Here is an 18,633-nt window from a genome sequence, read left to right as displayed (position 1 = left end):
TTTACCGCAAACCATGTTGTTGGTAGAATAACCAGAAAACCGCGCAATTCCCCACGATTATTTTTAATTATACCATAAGAAAAAACAATTTACGATTCTTGACAATTTCATCATGGTGCCGTACAATATAGTATAAGTGTGCTGCAGTTGGGATGTTAGCCCCTGCCGCAGCCTATGTTCGTGCACCAAACCCCAGATTTTGAAAGTATAAAGAGGTATCGTAGGTTATGATCCAAGAAAATCTTCGCAATATTGCCATTATCGCCCACGTTGACCATGGCAAGACCACCCTCGTGGATCAGATGCTGAAGCAGTCCGGCGCATTCCGCTCCAATCAGCAGGTTGCTGAGCGCGTGATGGACTCCGGCGCCATCGAGCGTGAACGCGGCATCACCATCCTGGCAAAGAACTGCTCCTGCGTCTATAACGGCGTCAAGATCAACATTGTTGACACCCCGGGCCACGCCGACTTTGGCGGCGAGGTAGAACGCGTGCTGAAAATGGTCAACGGCGTTCTGCTGCTGGTTGACGCAGCCGAAGGCTGCATGCCCCAGACCCGTTTTGTTCTGCAGAAAGCTTTGCAGCAAAATCTGTCCCTGGTCATTGCCGTCAACAAGATCGACCGTCCCGACGCCCGCATTAAGGAAGTTATTGACGAGATCCTGGAGCTGCTGATGGACCTGGGCGCTACCGACGAGCAGCTGGACAGCCCGATGGTGTTCTGCTCCGGCCGTAACGGCACCGCCAGCTATGATTGGACCCACCCCGAAAACGGCACCGACCTGAAGCCGCTGTTTGATACCATCCTGAAGTACGTTACCCCGCCGGAGGGTGAACCCGAAGCCCCGATGCAGATGCTGGTTTCCAGCGTGGACTACAACGACTTTGTGGGCCGCATGGGCGTTGGCCGCGTGCAGAACGGTATCATCAAGGTTGGCCAGGCTGTTCAGGTTTGCGACTGGCACAACCCCGACCTGCACATGACCGGCCGCATCACCAAGCTGTTTGACTTTAAGGCAAACGGCCGCGAGCCCATTGAGCAGGCCGCTGCCGGTGATATTGTTGCCTTTGCCGGTCTGCCCGATATTTCCATCGGCAACACCGTGTGCGACCCCAGCAAGGTTGAGCCGCTGCCCTTTGTTAAGATCAACGATCCTACCGTTGAGATGACCTTCTCCGTCAACGATTCCCCGTTTGCCGGCAAGGAAGGCAAGTACGTCACCAGCCGCCAGATCCGTGACCGCCTGCAGCGCGAGCTGCTGAAGGACGTTGCCCTGCGTGTGGAAGATTCCGCCACCAACGATTCCTTCCGCGTAATGGGCCGTGGCGAAATGCACCTGTCCATCCTGATTGAGACCATGCGCCGCGAAGGTTACGAGCTGCAGGTCAGCCCCCCGCATGTTCTGACCCATGAGGAGAACGGCAAGACCATGGAGCCCATGGAGCGCGTTGTGATTGACGTGCCGGAAACCTATCAGGGCAACGTTATGACCGCTCTGGGCGCCCGCAAGGCCATCCTGATGAACATGCAGATGATGAACAACCGTTCCCGTCTGGAGTTCCGTATGCCCAGCCGCGGCCTGTTTGGCTACCGCAGCCAGTTCCTGACCGACACCCACGGCGAAGGCATCATGAACACCATTTTTGATGGTTACGAAGAATGGTGCGGCCCCATTGCCACCCGTTCCAGCGGCTCCCTGATCAGCTTTGATACCGGCGATGCCGTCACTTACGGTCTGTTCAACGCCCAGCAGCGCGGCACCCTGATTGTGACCGCAGGCGAAAAGGTTTACGAGGGCGAAGTTGTTGGCTACACCCCGACCGGTGAGGACATCACCGTCAACGTGTGCAAGACCAAGCACCTGACCAACACCCGTGCATCCGGCAGTGACGATGCTCTGCGCCTGATCCCCGTGACCAAGTTCAGCCTGGAAGGCTGCCTGGAATTCCTGGCACCGGACGAGCTGCTGGAAGTTACTCCGGAGAACCTGCGCATCCGCAAGCGCATCCTGGACCACGACCTGCGCATGAAGGCCACCAGCAAAAAGAGCAAGGGTTAATGTTAAGTTTGCCTTTCCAGCCTTTTTGAAAAAAGGCTTCGGCGAAAAACTTTAATCGGCTTCGCATAGAATAATAAAGATCCCGGCATGATTTTGGAATGAACAGCACCCCATTTGTTAGACAGTATGATATACTATTTAACAAGTGGGGTGTTTTGCTATGCCAAAAGGAGTACCAAACAAACGATATACGCCGGAATTCAAGAGAATGGTTGTAGAAACCATGAAAAAAGAACATCTGAGTATCTATGCAGCGATGCAGGAATTTGGAATTAACGACCATAAAATTATAGAGCGTTGGGAACGCATTTATCTGGAAGAAGGGCCGGAAGGGTTAGCCATCGAACGGCGTGGTCGCAGCAACAAAGGCCGTCCGCCAAAGCAGTTGCCGAAGCAGGTGGAAGAAGATCTGCTAGCCGAAGTGCAGAGACTGCGTGCGGAGAACGATTACCTAAAAAACTTGCAAGCCTTGGTTTTGGAAGACGAGCGACGCCAGCGCAGAAAACGCAGGTAGTTCAAAAGCTGAGGCAAAGACATTCTCTGGATATTCTTCTCTCAATCGCTCAACTGCCCCGTGCCACTTTCTACTATCATCTGAAGCGGATGAACAGTTCAGATAAGTATAAAGCTGTCAAAGCGGAGATCACGGCCATCTACCACGAAAACAAAGGAAGATACGGCTATCGCCGCATTACAACAGAACTTCACAAGCGCAATTTTCTCCTGAATCACAAGACTGTCCAGCGGCTTATGAAGGAGCTGGGTTTAGTTTGCCGTGTCAGGAGGAAGAAGTATCGTTCTTACAAGGGTGAAGTTGGCAAAATTGCGCCGAATCTGTTAAACCGGGACTTCCGCGCCGAAAAGCCGAACCAGAAGTGGGTCACCGATGTGACAGAGTTCAGTTTGTTTGGCGAGAAGCTCTATCTCTCGCCCATCCTTGATCTGTGCAGCAGCGATCTGGTCAGCTATACCATCTCTGACCATCCTGTTCTGAGTATGGTTACGACTATGCTGGATAAGGCTTTTGAGAAGATACCGGATGGAATCGGGTTGATCCTTCATTCTGACCAGGGCTGGCAATACCAGCATAAGCGGTATCAGCGGATGCTCCGCGAGAAGGGCATCCGACAGAGCATGAGCCGGAAAGGAAACTGTCTGGACAACGCCGTGATAGAGAATTTCTTCGGACTGCTCAAAAGTGAGCTGCTGTATTTGCAGGAGTTCCGCTCCATGGAACACTTCAAGCAGGAACTCGTTGCATATCTGGATTACTACAACAACCGCCGCATCAAGGCAAAGTTAAAGGGCTTGCCGCCTGCAATTCACAGACAGCAAGCCCTTTCAGCTGCTTGAACAATTTTTACTTCAAAATATTGTCTAGCTTTTTGGGGTCACTTCATTTGCATACTCTGCTTTGGTTTTTGTTCAACGATTTTCCGGTCAATTACCCGTGCAGAACGCTGCGCAGCTGAGCCAGCAGGGTTGCCTGGTATTCGGGGCTGAACGTGCCGTGCAGCAGTTTGGGCAGGGCTTCTTCCTGCAAACGGCGCCAGCTTTCGGCTTCGCGGCCGGGCAGAATGGGCACAAAGGAAACGCCGTTTGCAGCGGCTGCCTGGGCATCGCCCATGGCATCGCCCACCATGACCACCTTGCGGCTTTCATACCCGCAGGCCAGCATGGAGGCAATGGAGTTTGCCTTGCTGCCAACCTCCTGGCCAAAGATCACATCGGCATGGGTGGCAAGGCCGTAACGCGCCCACTCGCTGGCGATAGCGCTTTCATTGGCGGCAGAAACCACCGCCACATCGGCCACGGTGTGCAGCTGATGCAGGCTGTATTCCACGCCGGGGAACGGCTTAAAGGTAGGTTCCAGGGCCTGAATGCGGCGGTTGCAGGCGTTATTCCACTCCTGCAACTTGCGCAGGGCCAGGCTGCCGCTGCGCAGAACTTCCTGCTGCAGGCTTGCGGTGGAAAGTTCCGATGCGGTGGAAACCCACGCGGCGATATCTTCACTGCCGGGAACATCGATGCCACGGTTTTTCAGGCGGTCAAAAATCAGCACCGCACTTTCAAAGCGGGAAATCCCGCGGGTGATGCTGTTCAGGTTGATCTCTTCCCACGCGGTGGTAATAAAATCAGTGTGGGCTTCCAGGCCAAACACACGGATCAGCTCTGGGCAGAACACCGAGCAATGCTTGATGCGCACCGTATCCATGACGCAGCCGTCAGAATCCATACAGACAAGAAAATCCCGTTTGCGGATAAAATCAGTCAATGCGTTTGCCATACAAGAACCCCCTCTATGTTATCAATCGCAAAACCTCACATGCGGCATGCGGCGCTTTCCCGCGCTCTGCCGTCAACTCTTATCATACCAGAAAGCAGCAAATTTTTGCAAGCGTTTTTGTAAGGTTTTACACTTTTATGACAATTTTCTTTCAGCGACAAATTGCCCCTCCTTCCCCCTCGGTCTCACTCAGTGCCTGGCCGATGGGCTTGTTTACCAGCAGGGTTGCCATACCGTCCGCCGGGGTGGGTTGCTTGTTGATGACCACCAGGTCATCCCCGCGGAAATAGCGGATCAGCCCCGCCGCCGGGTAAACGGCCAGGCTGGTGCCGCCCACGATCAGCATATCCGCCCTGCGGATGGCGCTCACCGCACCCTCAATGGTAGCTTCGTCCAGGCCCTCCTCATACAGGACCACATCCGGTTTTACAATGCCGCCGCAGTCCGTGCAGCGGGGCACACCGTCCCCCTTGCCGCCGGCTTCCTCGATAAAGCTGACGGGGTAGAACTTGCCGCAGCGGGTGCAGTAGTTGCGCAAGGTGGAACCGTGCAGCTCATACACGGTTTTGCTGCCCGCTGCCTGGTGCAGGCCATCAATATTCTGGGTGACAACGGCTTTTAATTTACCTTCCCGCTCCAGTTTGGCCAGCCGCAGGTGGGCAGCATTAGGCTTGGCCCCATGCACAATGAGCTTTTGGCGGTAGAAATCAAAAAATTCTGCGGTGTGCTGCTCATAAAATGTGTGGGACAGCATGGTTTCGGGCGGGTACTTGAATTTTTGGTGGTAGAGCCCGTCCACCGAGCGAAAATCTGGGATGCCGCTTTCCGTCGAAACCCCTGCGCCGCCAAAAAACACGATGTTCTGATGTGCTTGGATCAGCCGTTCCAGTTCCGGTACCATGGTGCCGCCCCTTTCGTTTTATCGTGAAATGCTTTATAATAAAAGATATGGAACCATCCTGTTAGGGTGTATCTGAAAAGTCGAAAATTCAGTTTATTTCTATAAGCACAGCCGGATTTTGCGTTAAAAAGCCTTGGAAGCCGCAAAGGATTCCCGCAGCTCTTTGCCTTACATCCTGCTTGTGTTTGCGAAATATCCGTCATTTTCTTTGTTTTCAGATGTACCTTAGATACTTTTTACTATACATCTTTTACGCCAAAACGTAAAGGGGGGAAACCGCTGATGCATGATCTGAATCAACACAAGATCGCCGCCCTGCTGCCGCAGCGCAGGGCGCAGAGCAACAAGGGCAGTTACGGCAGTGTGGCTGCTGCAGCGGGCAGCCTTGCTTACCGGGGGGCTGCCGCCCTTTGTGTGGAGGGTGCGCTGCGCACCGGGGCCGGGCTGGTGTACCTTGCCAGCGTGGAGCCGGTGATCCAGTTGGTGCTGACCCGCACGCCGGAATGCTGTGCCCTGCCCTGCCGCACCGACGCGGACGGCGGGATTCTGGCCGCAGATGCCGCTGCCGTGCGTCAGCGCTTTACGGAAAAGCCTGCGGTCCTGCTGGCTGGGCCGGGGCTTGGCCCCAGTGCGGCACGTATCTTGAACGCCCTTCTGACGGCGGATGCCAAGTGGAAAGCCGCCGTGCTGGATGCGGACGCCCTGAATGCACTGGCTGCCGGGGAGCTGGGGCAGTTCCCGCTTTTGCCCACCAATACCGTGCTGACCCCGCACCCCGGCGAGGCAGCCCGCCTGCTGGGGTGCAGCGTGGCGCAGATCCAGACTGACCGCCCCGCCGCCGCGCAGGAGCTGGCGGAGCGGTATGGCTGCGTTGCGGTGCTGAAAGGTTCCGGCACGCTGATTGCCGCACCGGGGCGCGAGATGCTGCACAACCCCACCGGAAATCCCGGCCTGGCCCGCGGCGGCAGCGGGGATGTACTGGCTGGAATGCTGGCTGCTCTGCTGGCCCAGGGGTTAGCGCCCTTTGACGCCGCAGCCTGCGCGGTATGGCTGCATGGCGCCGCTGCGGACCGCTGCGCCGCCCGCACCAGCCAGCTGACAATGCTGCCACATGATATTTTAACGGATCTTGCGGATGTTGTGAATGAGCTTACAGGGAGATAATAAATAAGGCAGTGCTGCCAGGCAAAGGACAGCACTGCCTTTTTATGGTTTGGTTTTTGCATGATCCCGGGGGTGAAATATTGAGAAAGACCCGTCATGTCGGACAGCGGGCATCGCCCCCTACAGATAGTTTACGGCGTTTGTGGCAGTCAACAAGGTTCCTCTGCGGCGCGATGAGGGCATCGCGTCCTACCCGCATTTTCAAGGGCAACACCGCACAATTCCCGCCTTACGGCTTAAGCACCGTTCCGGAGCATTGCCTTTACAAAAATCTTCGGCAAGTATCTGTTTCCTTATTCCATTCTCCGCACGCTGAGGACAAGGCCCTGTTTATCCCAGCCAAAATCTGCCACGGCGCCGCCGCGCTCCAAAAGGCGCGGCAGGGCGGGGTCCTGCAAGTGTACGCGGCGCACCGTGCTGCCGCGGCCCACCGGGGTGTGGGCCGCAAACACCAGCAGCTGCTGGCTGTCCAACGGCACCACGGCGCGCAGGGTAAGGCCAGATGCCAAATATTGGGCGCATAGTTCCTCGCCGTCCGGGGTGGGGGTCAGCGGCAGGGCGGCCCAGATATGGTAGCTGGCGCAGCGCTGTTTGGCCAGCCCCAGCGCCATGGCCAAAAAGCGCCGCACCGGCAGGTACTGCGCGGTAAAGGCGGGCGGTGCCAGCACAATGCCCTGGCCGTCCGCCCCAAAGCCAGCTGCGCGCAGCGCGAGCGCCAGACGGCTTTGGCCAAACATGGGCAACATGCCCATGGCGGCCTGTAACGTGTCGGTTCCGGCATAGTCCCCCAGAACGGCATTGGTCTGCAGCAGCGCGGCGGTATCGGGGCCGCCGGGGGTGCCGCAGGCGGCGCACAGCTGATCCATTGCAGGTGCATCCTGCGGGGTAAGCAGCTGCGCGTGGAACACATCAAGATTGGTTTCGGTCATCAATAACAATGGAATACCCTCCCATACCGCCCGCCGGGCGCGGCAGGCGGTGAATTTGCATCCCTATTGTATGATGCCGCCGCCAGCAAAAATGCGCGAAACCTGCAAAAAGGTTCCGCGCATTTTTCGTTTGGGGCAATACCGCATAATTCTAAGTGCCGATACGGCGAGCGAGGTGCGGCAGATGCTAAGCCAAAAGCGCAGATAATACTGGATGTCTTATCGAGCATTTTGGCAACGCAGATGCCGTGCCGCAGCCGCCGGAGCGGTGCTTAAGCCGTAAGGCGGGAATTGTGCGGTGTTGCCTTGGCTTTATCGGGTTTTGTTATGGCTTTTTGTTACCGTTTTACGCCGGTTGCGGGGTCAAAATAATAGGTCATACCGTCAATGGTGGTTGTACCTTTGGCCATGGCACCAGTGATGGGATCGAAGTAATAAGTACCGTCGGCATTGGTGTTCCAGCCTTTGATCATCTGGCCGTTGGCATCATACCGCACCCATTTGCCGCCGCTGGATTCCTGATAGACATCCTTGCTGACGGCTTTTGCACCCTGCTGCACGTTATCCAGCCAGTACCAGCCGTTGCTGGCGGGGTCATAAATCTCTTTGCCGCGGTAGGCTGCGTTGTTGGGGTCATAGCCCTGACGTTTGCCGCCCTCGTACCAGTAATCTTTACCGTTGATGCGCTTCCATGCGCAGTTCAGGCCAATACCGGTCACCGTATCAAAGCAGCAGGGCAGGCCGTCGATCGTTGCATCACCCTTGGTCATGGCACCGGTGACAAGGTCAAAGTAATAGGTGCCGTCATCGTTGGTATCCCACCCTTTGATCATATGGCCGTTGGCATCATAGCGCACCCATTTGCCGCCGTTGGATTCCTGGTAAACATCCTTGCTGACGGCTTTTGCGCCGCCCCGGTTGGCGTCCAGCCAGTACCAGGCGTCGGAATCGGGGTCATAAATTTCCTTGCCGCGGCCAGTGGTGCCCTGCTTTACGCCGTTTTCGTACCAGTAGTCCTTGCCGTTCACGGTTTTCCAACCGGTATAGCCGCTGGCAGGGGTTGCGGTGGGTTTCACAGGGGTAGCGGTAGGTGTAGCAGTCGGCTTGACCGGCGTTGCAGTGGGGGTCGCGGTAGGTGTTGCGGTAGGCGCTGCAGTAGGCGTTGCGGTAGGCGTTGCGGTAGGCGCTGCAGTAGGCTTGACCGGCGTTGCAGTGGGGGTCGCCGTAGGCTTAACCGGCGTTGCAGTAGGCGTTGCGGTAGGTACAGCAGTCGGGGTTGCTGTGGGGACTGGGATATCCCTTGTCTTGATATACTGGCGCACATCCTGGTGGTATTCCTGCTGGCTTACGGCATAATAAATGCCATCCCACTGGGCCGCAATGCCGATGCTTTGGAGACTTTCCTTCTTTTTCTCGGTCACTTCATGGCTGGCCGGATCCAGTTCATATTGTTTGATCCAGCTGCTCTGCTCGCACGCTTGTTTGTCCGTGGCGACCAGCAGCGTTCCGTCCAGCGCAATACTGCCGGCAACCACACCCGAATCATCTTCATGCGCCAGGTTGGAATCACAGTCGCCCAGGTCATCACGCCAGAAAAGGCGTTCGCCGGACGCATAGTACCAGTCGCCCCCGCATGGGAAGATTGCACTCTTTTTGTCTTTCCACCAGGTGTTTTCATAGGTATCGTCCGTGGCCAGGTTCACGATGTTCTGCGTGCCAAGGTTTTCAAGGTCAAAGGCAACGCTGTCATCGCCGTCATCGTTATGGTTGGTGTTCATCTTCTCTGTGGTACACAGCAGGTGTTTATGCATGCAATATCCCAGCTGATCCGAACCGTCCACCGGGTCATCCCAGGTGCAGTCCACCTGGTACCAGTTCCCGTCCAGCTCGACCATGTTCCACGCATGGCCGATATCTTTACTGGTTACCAGCACACCAGTGATACCCAGCTTGCGCAGGGTAAGGGCATACGTTTTGGCGTAACCGTCACAGACGGCAGTCCCTTCCAGCAGGGCGCCGCGCAGGTTGTGGTCGTCCTGCACATCATCACTAAGGTGTTCCCGGTCATAGGCAATGTTCTGCACCAGCCATTCATGCACATAGAACACCTTTTCCAGATCCGTCTGGCACAGGGTGTTGGCCTGGTCCACCAGCTGATCCAGCTTTACCTGCATGGCGGCAACATCCTGCGCCGTGCAGTATTCAAGGCCGATTGCCACCGCCAGCCCGGTATCTCTGCTATAATAGCAGGACAATTTGCTGATGGCCTCGCCGCCTTCCACACGCGCATTCAGGTCAGCCAGGGTGGAAAGCACCAGATCTTTATCCAAGTTCAGGTCTTTGATATTTACTTTCTCTGCTGTTTCCGTATGGTTCTTTACGGCATTGGCCACGCGCTCCACCATGGCCTGCGCCGCCTGAATGTTGTTGTCATCCTCCGCCAGCGTTGCCGGCCGCGCAGCCAGTGCTTCACGGGCAGCTATGATGTTTTCCAGCGTGCCTTCCACTTCCACCACGCTGCTGTCCGCCGTTTCCGGGGTCTGGGCCCAAACCGGAAGCGCAGTGGTGCCCATCATGGCCGCCGCCAAAACAAGGGCCAAAATCCGTTTATCTTTTTTCATTTTTCCCTCCCTGGAATACAGCCAAAAAAACGTTTTTGCCGCTGTATATCCTAATTTTAAATTTTACACGAAACAGAGGAGAAATACAATGCCAGACGCACCAACATCCTGCACAGAAAAAGTTTTCAGACTTTACATTTTTTAATAAAAAGGCTATCTTTTCGCGTGCAAAGTGGTGTATAATGATACAAAATATGGGGGTGTGTGTCCATTTTGGCACACCCCGGAGGCAGCGTGGGCGGAACGGTGTATCCGGCACGTTTCCACTGCCCGAACAACCGCCACCTGCCCTTGCCCCCCACCTGCAGCTGGTGGACAAAAGGAGGATGACTTTTTGATGGAACACAACATTCCCGAACTGGTTGCCCAGCTCACGCTGGAAGAAAAGGCCGGGCTTTGCTCCGGCGCGGATTTCTGGCACACCAAAACCGTGGAACGCCTGGGCATTCCCACCCTGATGGTTTCGGACGGCCCGCACGGCCTGCGCACCCAGGACCCGGAACGGGACGACCCCAACCACAGCCGCAAGGCGGTCTGCTTCCCCGCCGGGTGCTCCGCTGCCGCCAGCTTTGACCCCGACCTGGCCCGCCGGGAGGGTGCGGCCATCGGGCGGGAAGCCCGCGCGTTCGGCGTTGGCGTTGTGCTGGGGCCTGCCATAAACATCAAGCGCAGCCCGCTGTGCGGCCGCAACTTTGAATATTACTCCGAAGACCCGGTGCTGGCCGGTGAGCTGGCCGCCGGGTACATCAATGGCGTACAGAGCCAGGGGGTTGGTACCTCCATCAAGCATTTTGCCGCCAACAGCCAGGAGTACCGCCGCATGAGCGCATCGTCCGACATGACGGAGCGTACGCTGCGCGAAATTTACCTGCCTGCATTTGAAACCGCCGTCAAGAAATCCCAGCCCTGGACGGTGATGTGCAGCTACAACCGCGTGAACGATGTATTTGCCAGCGAAAGCCGCATGCTGCTGACCGATATCCTGCGCACCGAGTGGAACTTTAAGGGCTTTGTGATGTCCGACTGGGGCGCTGTAGCTGACCGTGTAAAGGGTGTTGCGGCTGGGCTTGACCTGGAAATGCCCGGTTCCGGCGGTGTCAATGACGCCAAGATCGTGGCCGCCGTTAAAGCCGGCACCTTGAGCGAAGCCGCGCTGGACAAGGCTGTGATCCGCATTTTGAACATTGTGTTCCGCGCGGCGGACGAAGCTGCCGCCCCGGCCCCGGAGCTGGACCTGAAAGGCGACCACACCATCGCCGCAGAGCTGGCCAAGGAATGCGCCGTGCTTTTGCAGAACCGCGGTGTGCTGCCGCTGAAAAAGGGCAGCAAGGTAGTATACATCGGCGGCTTTGCCAAAACGCCGCGCTATCAGGGCGGCGGCTCCAGCCACATCAACACCATCAGGGTGGACAGCGCGCTGGAAATGGCCGAAAGCCATGGCCGCCGGGTGAGCTATGTGGAGGGCTTCCCCGCTGATCTGGACCAGCGGGAGGAGGAAGAGTTCCTGCGCGCGGTTTCCGCCGCAGCAGAAGCTGACGCGGCGGTGATCTTTGCGGGCCTGCCGGAATCTTTTGAAAGCGAAGGCTTTGACCGCAGCCATATGCGCCTGCCGGAAAGCCAAAACAACCTGATTGCCCGCGTGGCCGCCGTGCAGAAAAACACTGTTGTGGTGCTGCACACCGGTTCCCCGGTGGAATGCCCCTGGGCCAACGATGTGAACGCCGTGCTGTGCATGTATCTGGGCGGCGAAGGTGTTGGCGCTGCGGCGGACGCCCTGCTGTGGGGCGATGCCAACCCCAGCGGCCGCCTGCCGGAAACCTGGCCCCTGCGGCTGGAAGATACCCCGTGTTATCTCGACTTCCCCGGTGACGGCCGCCATGTGGAATACCGCGAGGGCGTGTATGTCGGCTACCGCTGGTACGATGCCCGCAAGATGCCGGTGCTGTGGCCGTTTGGGCACGGGCTTTCCTACACAGGGTTTGTGTACCGCAATGCCCAGCTGACGGCGGACGAGTTTGCCGAGGGCGACAGCGTGCGGGTACGGGTGAGCGTGAAGAACGTTGGCATGATGCCCGGCAAGGAAGTTGTACAGCTGTATGTAGCAGACTGCACCGGCACAACCGGCCGCCCGCCCAAGGAGCTGCGCAAGTTCGTGAAGGTCAAGCTGGAACCTGGCGAGGAAAAGCAGGTAGAGTTCACCCTGACCGCGCAGGATTTGAGCTACTATGACGAAACGCTGGGCAGCTGGTACGCCGCCCCAGGCGAGTACAAGATTTTGCTGGGCCATTCCAGCCGGGATATCCACGCAACGCTCAGCGTGCGGTTCAGCACCCCGCGCCGCCGCCCGTTCGTGATTGACGAAAACACCACCATCGGCGAGCTTTCCAAGGATGACCGCACGGCTGCCATCATCCAGCAGGTGCTGGCACAGGCGGGCAATGCCCTGACCGGCGGCAACGCAGGCGGCAGCGAGATTGCCAGCAGCGAAGCCGTAGCTCAGATGCTGGATTCCATGCCGCTGCGCGGCATCGTGAACTTTGGCGGTCCCGCTGCAGCCGGGATGATCACCCCGCTGCTGGAAATACTGCGCGCCGCTATCCAGTGATTTGGGCCTTGGCGTAATCAAGGCATCCCCGAACCCCGCAAAAGAGAGTTGAAATATTCCGATCAACACATTTCGATCAACACATTTATAAAAGAAGTACATGCAGGAGGAATATCCCATGCAATTTCGTTTTCGCTGCGCGGCCGTTCTGACCGCCGTATTGCTGTGCAGTGCTGCTGCACTGCCCGCTTTGGCGGAAGAGACCGCCACGCCGGAAACCGCCGACAGTGTTGCCACCTACACCGGTTGGAAAACCGTGAACGGCAAGGATTACTGGTACGAGAACGGCGTGAAACAGGGTACCACCGGCCGCGGCAAAGAGATTTACGACCCTGATTCCAACGCCTGGTACTGGCTGGACGCCAAGCAGGGCGGCGCAAAAGCCGTCAATAAGGATGTCTACCAGGAAACCAACGGCGGCAAATGGGTGCGCTACGATGCAAACGGCCATATGATCAAAGGGTGGGATACCAACGATGACGGCACCTATTACTTTGACCTGATCACCGGTGCCATGGCCAAGGGCGATATTGTGGTGGACAACCTGCCCTGCAGCTTTGATACCACCACCGGCATTGGCTGCAACCTGATGTGGCACAGCATGGACGGCAAAGATTACTGGTACGAGGCTGGCAAGCGCCAGGGTTATGATCCCAATAATGCAGCCTACCGCGGCAAAGAAATCTATGATCCGGCCTCCGGTGCCTGGTACTGGCTGGATAACGTGCAGCAGGGTGCTAAAACCGTCAGCAAGGATGTATACCAGGAATCCGAAGCCGGCGACTGGGCCGAAAACGCAGACGGCACCGGCAAGTGGGTGCGGTATGATGCCAACGGCCACATGGTAAAAGGCTGGGATACCAACAATGACGGCACCTATTACTTTGACCAGGTGTACGGCACCATGGCCAAAGGCATTGTGACGATCGACGGCAATCTGTACCTTTTTGATGTTGATACCGGCGTGATGCAGGCCAGCATTACGACCAGCGAGGAAGCCATGGCAGACCGCGTGATCGAGCTGGTCAACCAGGAGCGCACCTCCCGCGGATTGCAGCCCCTGCTCAAGCACGATGGCCTGATGGTTGCCGCCGCGGCCCGCGCCAAGGAGCTTTCCCAGCGATACAGCCACACCCGCCCCGACGGTTCTGAATGCTTTACCATTTTGTGGCACCTGGGCATTGACTATGCCTATGCCGGCGAAAACATTGCCATGGGCCAGAGAACCCCGGAGATCGTGATGAACGACTGGATGAACAGCTCCGGCCACCGCGCCAACATCCTGAACGAAAACTATGACTGCATCGGCGTTGGCTACACTATGGTGGATGGCCACCCCTATTGGGTGCAGCTGTTTACCGGTGACTTTGATTTATAAGTAGTTTGTAAACAAATTTAAAACACAGCCCCGCAGCCGTTGCATTTTTTCGGCTGCGGGGCTATACTGTTTCCATATGCTTAACATATGCCAACTATTTACATATAGCAACAGAAAGGAGAACCTTTATGGAGGGACATATTGGTGACCAGCGCAGCAAAGCCGTGATGCGCTATCTTGACCGGCTGAAAAAGTCTGTGCGCCGCGGGGCGTCTTTAAGCCTTGCCAACGCCCCCAAGCTGCATCTTGGCATTCTGGAAGGGCTGAACCACGCCATTGAGGTGCGCGGCCAGGATGGTGCCGTGTATGTTTCGGACCTGGCGGAGATTTTCAAGCAGCCGCTGCCGGCGATTTCCCGCGGACTGCGCACACTGGAGCAGGATGGCCTGGCCCAGCGCCAGACCGATCCCAATGACCGCCGCCGCACTCTGGTGCGCATCACCCCAAAAGGGGAGGAATCCCGCCTGATCTGCGAAAGCCGTCTGAATGATTACATCACCGGCATTATGGATGACCTGGGCGAAGAATTTTGCCAGCAGTTTGCAAAGGATGCCGAAACCCTGCTGCAGGCCATTGAGCGCCAGAACGAAAAGCTGCTGGCCGAAAAGGAGAAGATGCCATGACAAAAATTTTCAAACATCTGGCCAAACACTGGGCGGCCTGCCTTGTTATTATTGCCCTGCTGTTGGTGCAGGCATACGGCGATTTGACCCTGCCGGACTACACCAGCAAAATTGTGGATACCGGCATCCAACAGTCCGGCATTGCGGACGCTGTGCCAGAAGTAGTACGGGATTCAACCCTGCAGGTGCTGGAGCTGCTGATGACGGACGCGGACGCCGCCGCGGTGGAAGCCGCTTACACCCAGCCGGGCGGCACCGACAACGCACTCTCCTCCGCTGCCAGCTTACAGAAAAAGCTCGCATCCCCCTATACGGTCCGCCTGCTGCGGGGCGATGCGGACCGGGATACGCTGGCGGAGGTATTTTCCACCCCGGATATTGTGCTCTATCTGGCTTCCGCTCAGGCAGCCGGGGAGGGCAACGCCCCGGATGCCGCCGCGCTGGATACCGTTACCGCCCAGTTTGCGGCCATGACCCAGATGCCCGGTTTCAGCCGGGATGCCGTACAGGCCCAGCTGGCCGCAGCCATGGGTCAGGCCGGCGAAAGTGAGCTGAGCGGGCTTTCAGCCCAGGCAGTGCTGCTGGTGGGGCTGGAATATCAGGCCCTTGGCATCAGCGATGCGGTACAGATGAACTACCTGATACAGACCGGCGGCCGGATGCTGGGGCTGACCCTGTTGATGGTTGCCGCCGCGGTTCTGGTGGGGCTGCTTGCTTCCCGCGTGGCGGCTGCCATTGCGCGGGATCTGCGCCGCGGTGTGTTCCGCCGGGTGGTCAGCTTTTCTGCCTCTGAAACGGACAAGTTTTCCACCGCATCCCTCATCACCCGCACCACCAACGATGTGCAGCAGATCCAGATGACCTGCGTAATTTTGCTGCGCATGGTGGCGTATGCCCCCATCCTTGGCATTGGCGGCATCATCCATGTGGCGCAGGCGGGTTCCAGCCTGACCTGGATCATTGTGCTGGCCGTCGCTTTGCTGCTGGCGCTGATTACGGTATTGATGCAGTTTGCCATGCCCAAGTTCAGGATCATGCAAAAGCTGGTGGACCGGCTGAACCTGGTATCCCGCGAGATTTTGACCGGCATTATGCCCATCCGCGCATTCAGCCGCGAACAGCACGAGGAAGCACGCTTTGACGCCGCCAACACCGACCTGATGCGCACCCAGCTGTTCACCAACCGGGTAATGGCTGCCATGATGCCCTTTATGACCCTGATTATGAACGGCACTTCCCTGCTGATCGTCTGGTTCGGCGGCAAACAGATTGATGCCGGCACCATGCAGGTGGGCAGCATGATCGCCTTTATCACCTACACGATGCAGATCGTGATGTCCTTCCTGATGCTGACGATGGTTGCCGTGATGCTGCCCCGTGCCGGCGTTGCCGCGGACCGCATTGACGAAGTGCTGACCACCGAGCCGGCCATCCATGACCCGGTGCCGGAAGCCATCCCCGGTGACCTCAATCAGCACCACTGGAACGGCGAAGTCGCATTCCATCATGTCAACTTTACCTACCCCGGCTCCAGCGAGGACGCCCTGCACGATATTGATTTTGTCGCCAAACCCGGCCAGACCACGGCCATTATCGGCTCCACCGGTTGCGGCAAAACCAGTTTGCTGCATTTGATCACCCGTTTTTATGATGTGACCGGCGGCAGCGTGACGGTAGACGGCGTGGATGTGCGCCAGATGCCGCAGAGCACCCTGCGCGGCCTTTTGGGTTATGTGCCGCAAAAGGGCGTACTGTTCAGCGGCACGATTGATTCCAACCTGAAATTCGGCGGCGAGAATATCACCGATGCCGATGTGCGCACCGCCGCCCGCATTGCCCAGGCGGAAGAGTTCATCTCCGCCAAGCCGGAGGGGTACGAAAGCCCCATTGCCCAGGGCGGCACCAACGTTTCCGGCGGGCAGAAGCAGCGGCTTTCCATCGCCCGCGCCATTGCCAAACACCCGAAGATCTACCTGTTTGATGACAGCTTCTCCGCGCTGGACTACAAGACTGATGTTGCCCTGCGCCGCGCGCTGAAAGCCGAAACCGGCGACGCCACCGTGATTATTGTGGCACAGCGCATTTCCACTGTGCTGCACGCCAACCAGATTCTGGTTCTGGAAGATGGCCGCATTGTGGGCAAGGGCACCCACGCCCAGCTGATGGAAAGCTGCCCGGCTTACCAGGAAATTGCCCGCAGCCAGCTGAGCAACAAAGAGCTGGACCTGAAAGGAGGGGAAGCCTGATGCCGCATCCCGGACGAATGACGACCCAAAAGGCAAAAGACTTTAAGGGCACCATGCGCAGCCTGCTGGCAGAGCTGGGGCACTACAAGTTCCGCCTGATTTCCGTGATTGTTTTTGCCGTTCTTTCCACGATTTTTAATATTGCAGGCCCCAAGGTGCTGGCCAAAGCCACCACTGCCCTGGCCACCGGCTGGGTGGCCAAGCTGCGGGGCACCGGCAGCATTGACTTTGGCTATATCGGCAAAATCCTGCTGATCCTGCTGGTCATGTATCTGGTTTCCGCTGCGTTCAGTTTCTGCCAGAGCTGGATCATGAGCGGGCTTTCGCAGAAGATGTGTTATGACTTCCGCCGCCAGATCAGCGAAAAGATCAACCGCCTGCCCCTTGCCTATTTTGAAAAGCGCACCGTAGGCGAGGTACTTTCCCGCATTACCAACGATGTGGACACCCTGGGCCAGAGCCTGAACCAGAGCATTACCCAGCTGATCACCAGCATTACCACCATGATCGGCGTGCTCATCATGATGCTGACCATCAGCCCCACGATGACGCTGATTGCCATTTTGATCCTGCCGGTCTCGATGGCGCTGGTGCTGTTGGTGGTCAGGTTCAGCCAGAAATATTTCCGCGCCCAGCAAAAAGTTCTGGGCTCCGTGAACGGCCAGGTGGAGGAAGTATATTCCGGCCACAATGTGGTCAAAGCGTTCAACCGCGAAGATGCCGTTCTGAATGATTTTGACGAAGCCAACAACCGCCTGTTTGAATCCGCCTGGAAAAGCCAGTTCCTTTCCGGCCTGATGCAGCCCATCATGACCTTTGTGGGCAACCTGGGCTATGTAGCAGTGGCCGTTTCCGGCAGCATTTTTGCCGCGCGCGGCATCATCACCATTGGTGACATCCAGGCGTTCATCCAGTATGTGCGCAACTTCACCCAGCCCATCCAGCAGCTGGCCCAGGTCAGCAACATGCTGCAAAGTATGGCGGCGGCTTCGGAGCGCGTGTTTGAATTTTTGGGTGAGCCGGAAGAAGAACAGAACGCTGACCCCGCCCGCCGGGCAGACCCCGCCTGCATTGACGGCCAGGTCACCTTTGACCATGTCAAGTTTGGCTACACGCCGGAAAAGACTGTTATCCGGGATTTCAGCTGCGATGTAAAACCCGGCCAGAAAGTTGCCATTGTCGGCCCCACCGGCGCAGGCAAAACCACCATGGTCAAGCTGCTGATGCGCTTTTACGATGTCAACTCCGGCGCCATTACGCTGGATGGCCACAACGTAAAGGACTTTGACCGCAGCGCCCTGCGCGAAGGCTTTGGCATGGTATTGCAGGATACCTGGCTGTTCCAGGGCACCATTATGGAAAACATCCGCTATGGCCGCCTGGATGCCACCGATGAGGAAGTCATCGCCGCCGCCAAGGCCGCCTGTGCCGACCACTTTATCCGCACGCTGCCCGGCGGCTACCAGATGGAGTTGAACGAGGATGCTTCCAACGTGAGCCAGGGCCAGAAACAGCTGCTGACGATTGCCCGCGCCATTCTGGCGGACAACAAAATTTTGATTTTGGACGAAGCCACCAGCAGTGTGGACACCCGCACCGAACAGCGCATCCAGACCGCCATGGACAACCTGATGCGCGGCCGCACCAGCTTTGTGATTGCCCACCGGCTTTCCACCATCAAGGACGCCGACCTGATTTTAGTCATGCGGGATGGTGACATTGTGGAGCAGGGCACCCACGACGACCTGTTGGCCGCTGGCGGGTTCTACGCCGATTTGTACAACAGCCAGTTTGAAGATGTAAGCGCGTAATTTTTTCT

At 57.3% G+C, this 18,633-nt stretch carries 12 protein-coding genes and 1 pseudogene; 9 read left to right on the top strand and 4 right to left on the bottom strand.

Annotated features, from left to right (window positions below; all coding sequences use genetic code 11):
- Positions 1–227 precede the first annotated feature (227 nt).
- The 3 genes and pseudogenes from typA to PG062_RS04770 all read left to right on the top strand — a co-directional run.
- Complete coding sequence (gene typA / locus PG062_RS04780) at positions 228–2,060, top strand: translational GTPase TypA (RefSeq protein ID WP_270751415.1); 1,833 nt, start codon at positions 228–230, stop codon at positions 2,058–2,060.
- A gap of 160 nt (positions 2,061–2,220) precedes the next feature.
- Positions 2,221–2,574, top strand: coding sequence for a helix-turn-helix domain-containing protein (locus PG062_RS04775; protein ID WP_118579008.1), 354 nt, complete (start codon positions 2,221–2,223; stop codon positions 2,572–2,574).
- Positions 2,574–3,413 (top strand): annotated as a pseudogene (locus PG062_RS04770) (IS3 family transposase); the annotation flags it as partial. The gene PG062_RS04775 and the pseudogene PG062_RS04770, both read left to right, overlap by 1 nt.
- Positions 3,414–3,504: 91 nt before the next feature.
- On the opposite strand, the gene PG062_RS04765 reads toward PG062_RS04770, so the two are convergent.
- Together PG062_RS04765 and PG062_RS04760 are read right to left on the bottom strand one after the other, a co-directional pair.
- Positions 3,505–4,347 carry an HAD hydrolase-like protein gene (locus PG062_RS04765; RefSeq protein ID WP_113999526.1) on the bottom strand — a complete coding sequence of 281 codons (843 nt, stop codon included), beginning with the start codon at positions 4,345–4,347 and terminating at the stop codon, positions 3,505–3,507.
- A gap of 151 nt (positions 4,348–4,498) precedes the next feature.
- Complete coding sequence (locus PG062_RS04760) at positions 4,499–5,248, bottom strand: NAD-dependent protein deacylase (protein WP_113999527.1); 750 nt, start codon at positions 5,246–5,248, stop codon at positions 4,499–4,501.
- Positions 5,249–5,530: 282 nt separating this feature from the next.
- On the opposite strand from PG062_RS04760, the gene PG062_RS04755 reads away from it, so the two are divergent.
- A complete protein-coding gene (locus tag PG062_RS04755; RefSeq protein WP_270751414.1) occupies positions 5,531–6,412 on the top strand; it encodes an NAD(P)H-hydrate dehydratase in 882 nt (293 codons plus the stop codon).
- A gap of 293 nt (positions 6,413–6,705) precedes the next feature.
- Here PG062_RS04755 and PG062_RS04750 read toward each other — a convergent pair whose 3' ends face one another.
- Together PG062_RS04750 and PG062_RS04745 are read right to left on the bottom strand one after the other, a co-directional pair.
- Positions 6,706–7,350 carry a hypothetical protein gene (locus PG062_RS04750; protein ID WP_270751413.1) on the bottom strand — a complete coding sequence of 215 codons (645 nt, stop codon included), beginning with the start codon at positions 7,348–7,350 and terminating at the stop codon, positions 6,706–6,708.
- Between the two features lie 329 nt (positions 7,351–7,679).
- Positions 7,680–9,962, bottom strand: a complete 2,283-nt coding sequence (locus tag PG062_RS04745; RefSeq protein WP_270751412.1) for a transglutaminase domain-containing protein — start codon at positions 9,960–9,962, stop codon at positions 7,680–7,682.
- 337 nt (positions 9,963–10,299) lie between these two features.
- Between PG062_RS04745 and PG062_RS04740 the strand changes: the two genes are divergently transcribed.
- The 5 genes from PG062_RS04740 (at position 10,300) to PG062_RS04720 (ending at position 18,625) form a co-directional block, all read left to right on the top strand.
- The gene (locus PG062_RS04740; RefSeq protein WP_270751653.1) at positions 10,300–12,567 is read left to right on the top strand and encodes a beta-glucosidase; all 2,268 of its coding nucleotides are present in this window, start codon (positions 10,300–10,302) and stop codon (positions 12,565–12,567) included.
- 118 nt (positions 12,568–12,685) lie between these two features.
- Entirely contained in the window at positions 12,686–13,945 is a 1,260-nt protein-coding gene (locus tag PG062_RS04735) for a CAP domain-containing protein (RefSeq protein ID WP_270751411.1), read from the top strand.
- 128 nt (positions 13,946–14,073) lie between these two features.
- The gene (locus PG062_RS04730) at positions 14,074–14,568 is read left to right on the top strand and encodes a MarR family winged helix-turn-helix transcriptional regulator (protein ID WP_113999533.1); all 495 of its coding nucleotides are present in this window, start codon (positions 14,074–14,076) and stop codon (positions 14,566–14,568) included.
- Positions 14,565–16,814, top strand: a complete 2,250-nt coding sequence (locus PG062_RS04725; protein WP_270751410.1) for an ABC transporter ATP-binding protein — start codon at positions 14,565–14,567, stop codon at positions 16,812–16,814. Before PG062_RS04730 ends, PG062_RS04725 begins: the two co-directional genes overlap by 4 nt.
- Positions 16,814–18,625, top strand: coding sequence for an ABC transporter ATP-binding protein (locus PG062_RS04720; RefSeq protein ID WP_270751409.1), 1,812 nt, complete (start codon positions 16,814–16,816; stop codon positions 18,623–18,625). Before PG062_RS04725 ends, PG062_RS04720 begins: the two co-directional genes overlap by 1 nt.
- The last annotated feature ends 8 nt before the right edge of the window (positions 18,626–18,633 follow it).

It is taken from the genome of Gemmiger qucibialis, assembly GCF_027689445.1.
GTDB classification, from domain to species: Bacteria; Bacillota; Clostridia; order Oscillospirales; family Ruminococcaceae; genus Gemmiger; species Gemmiger qucibialis.
This window is presented reverse-complemented; position numbering and strand designations above follow the sequence as displayed.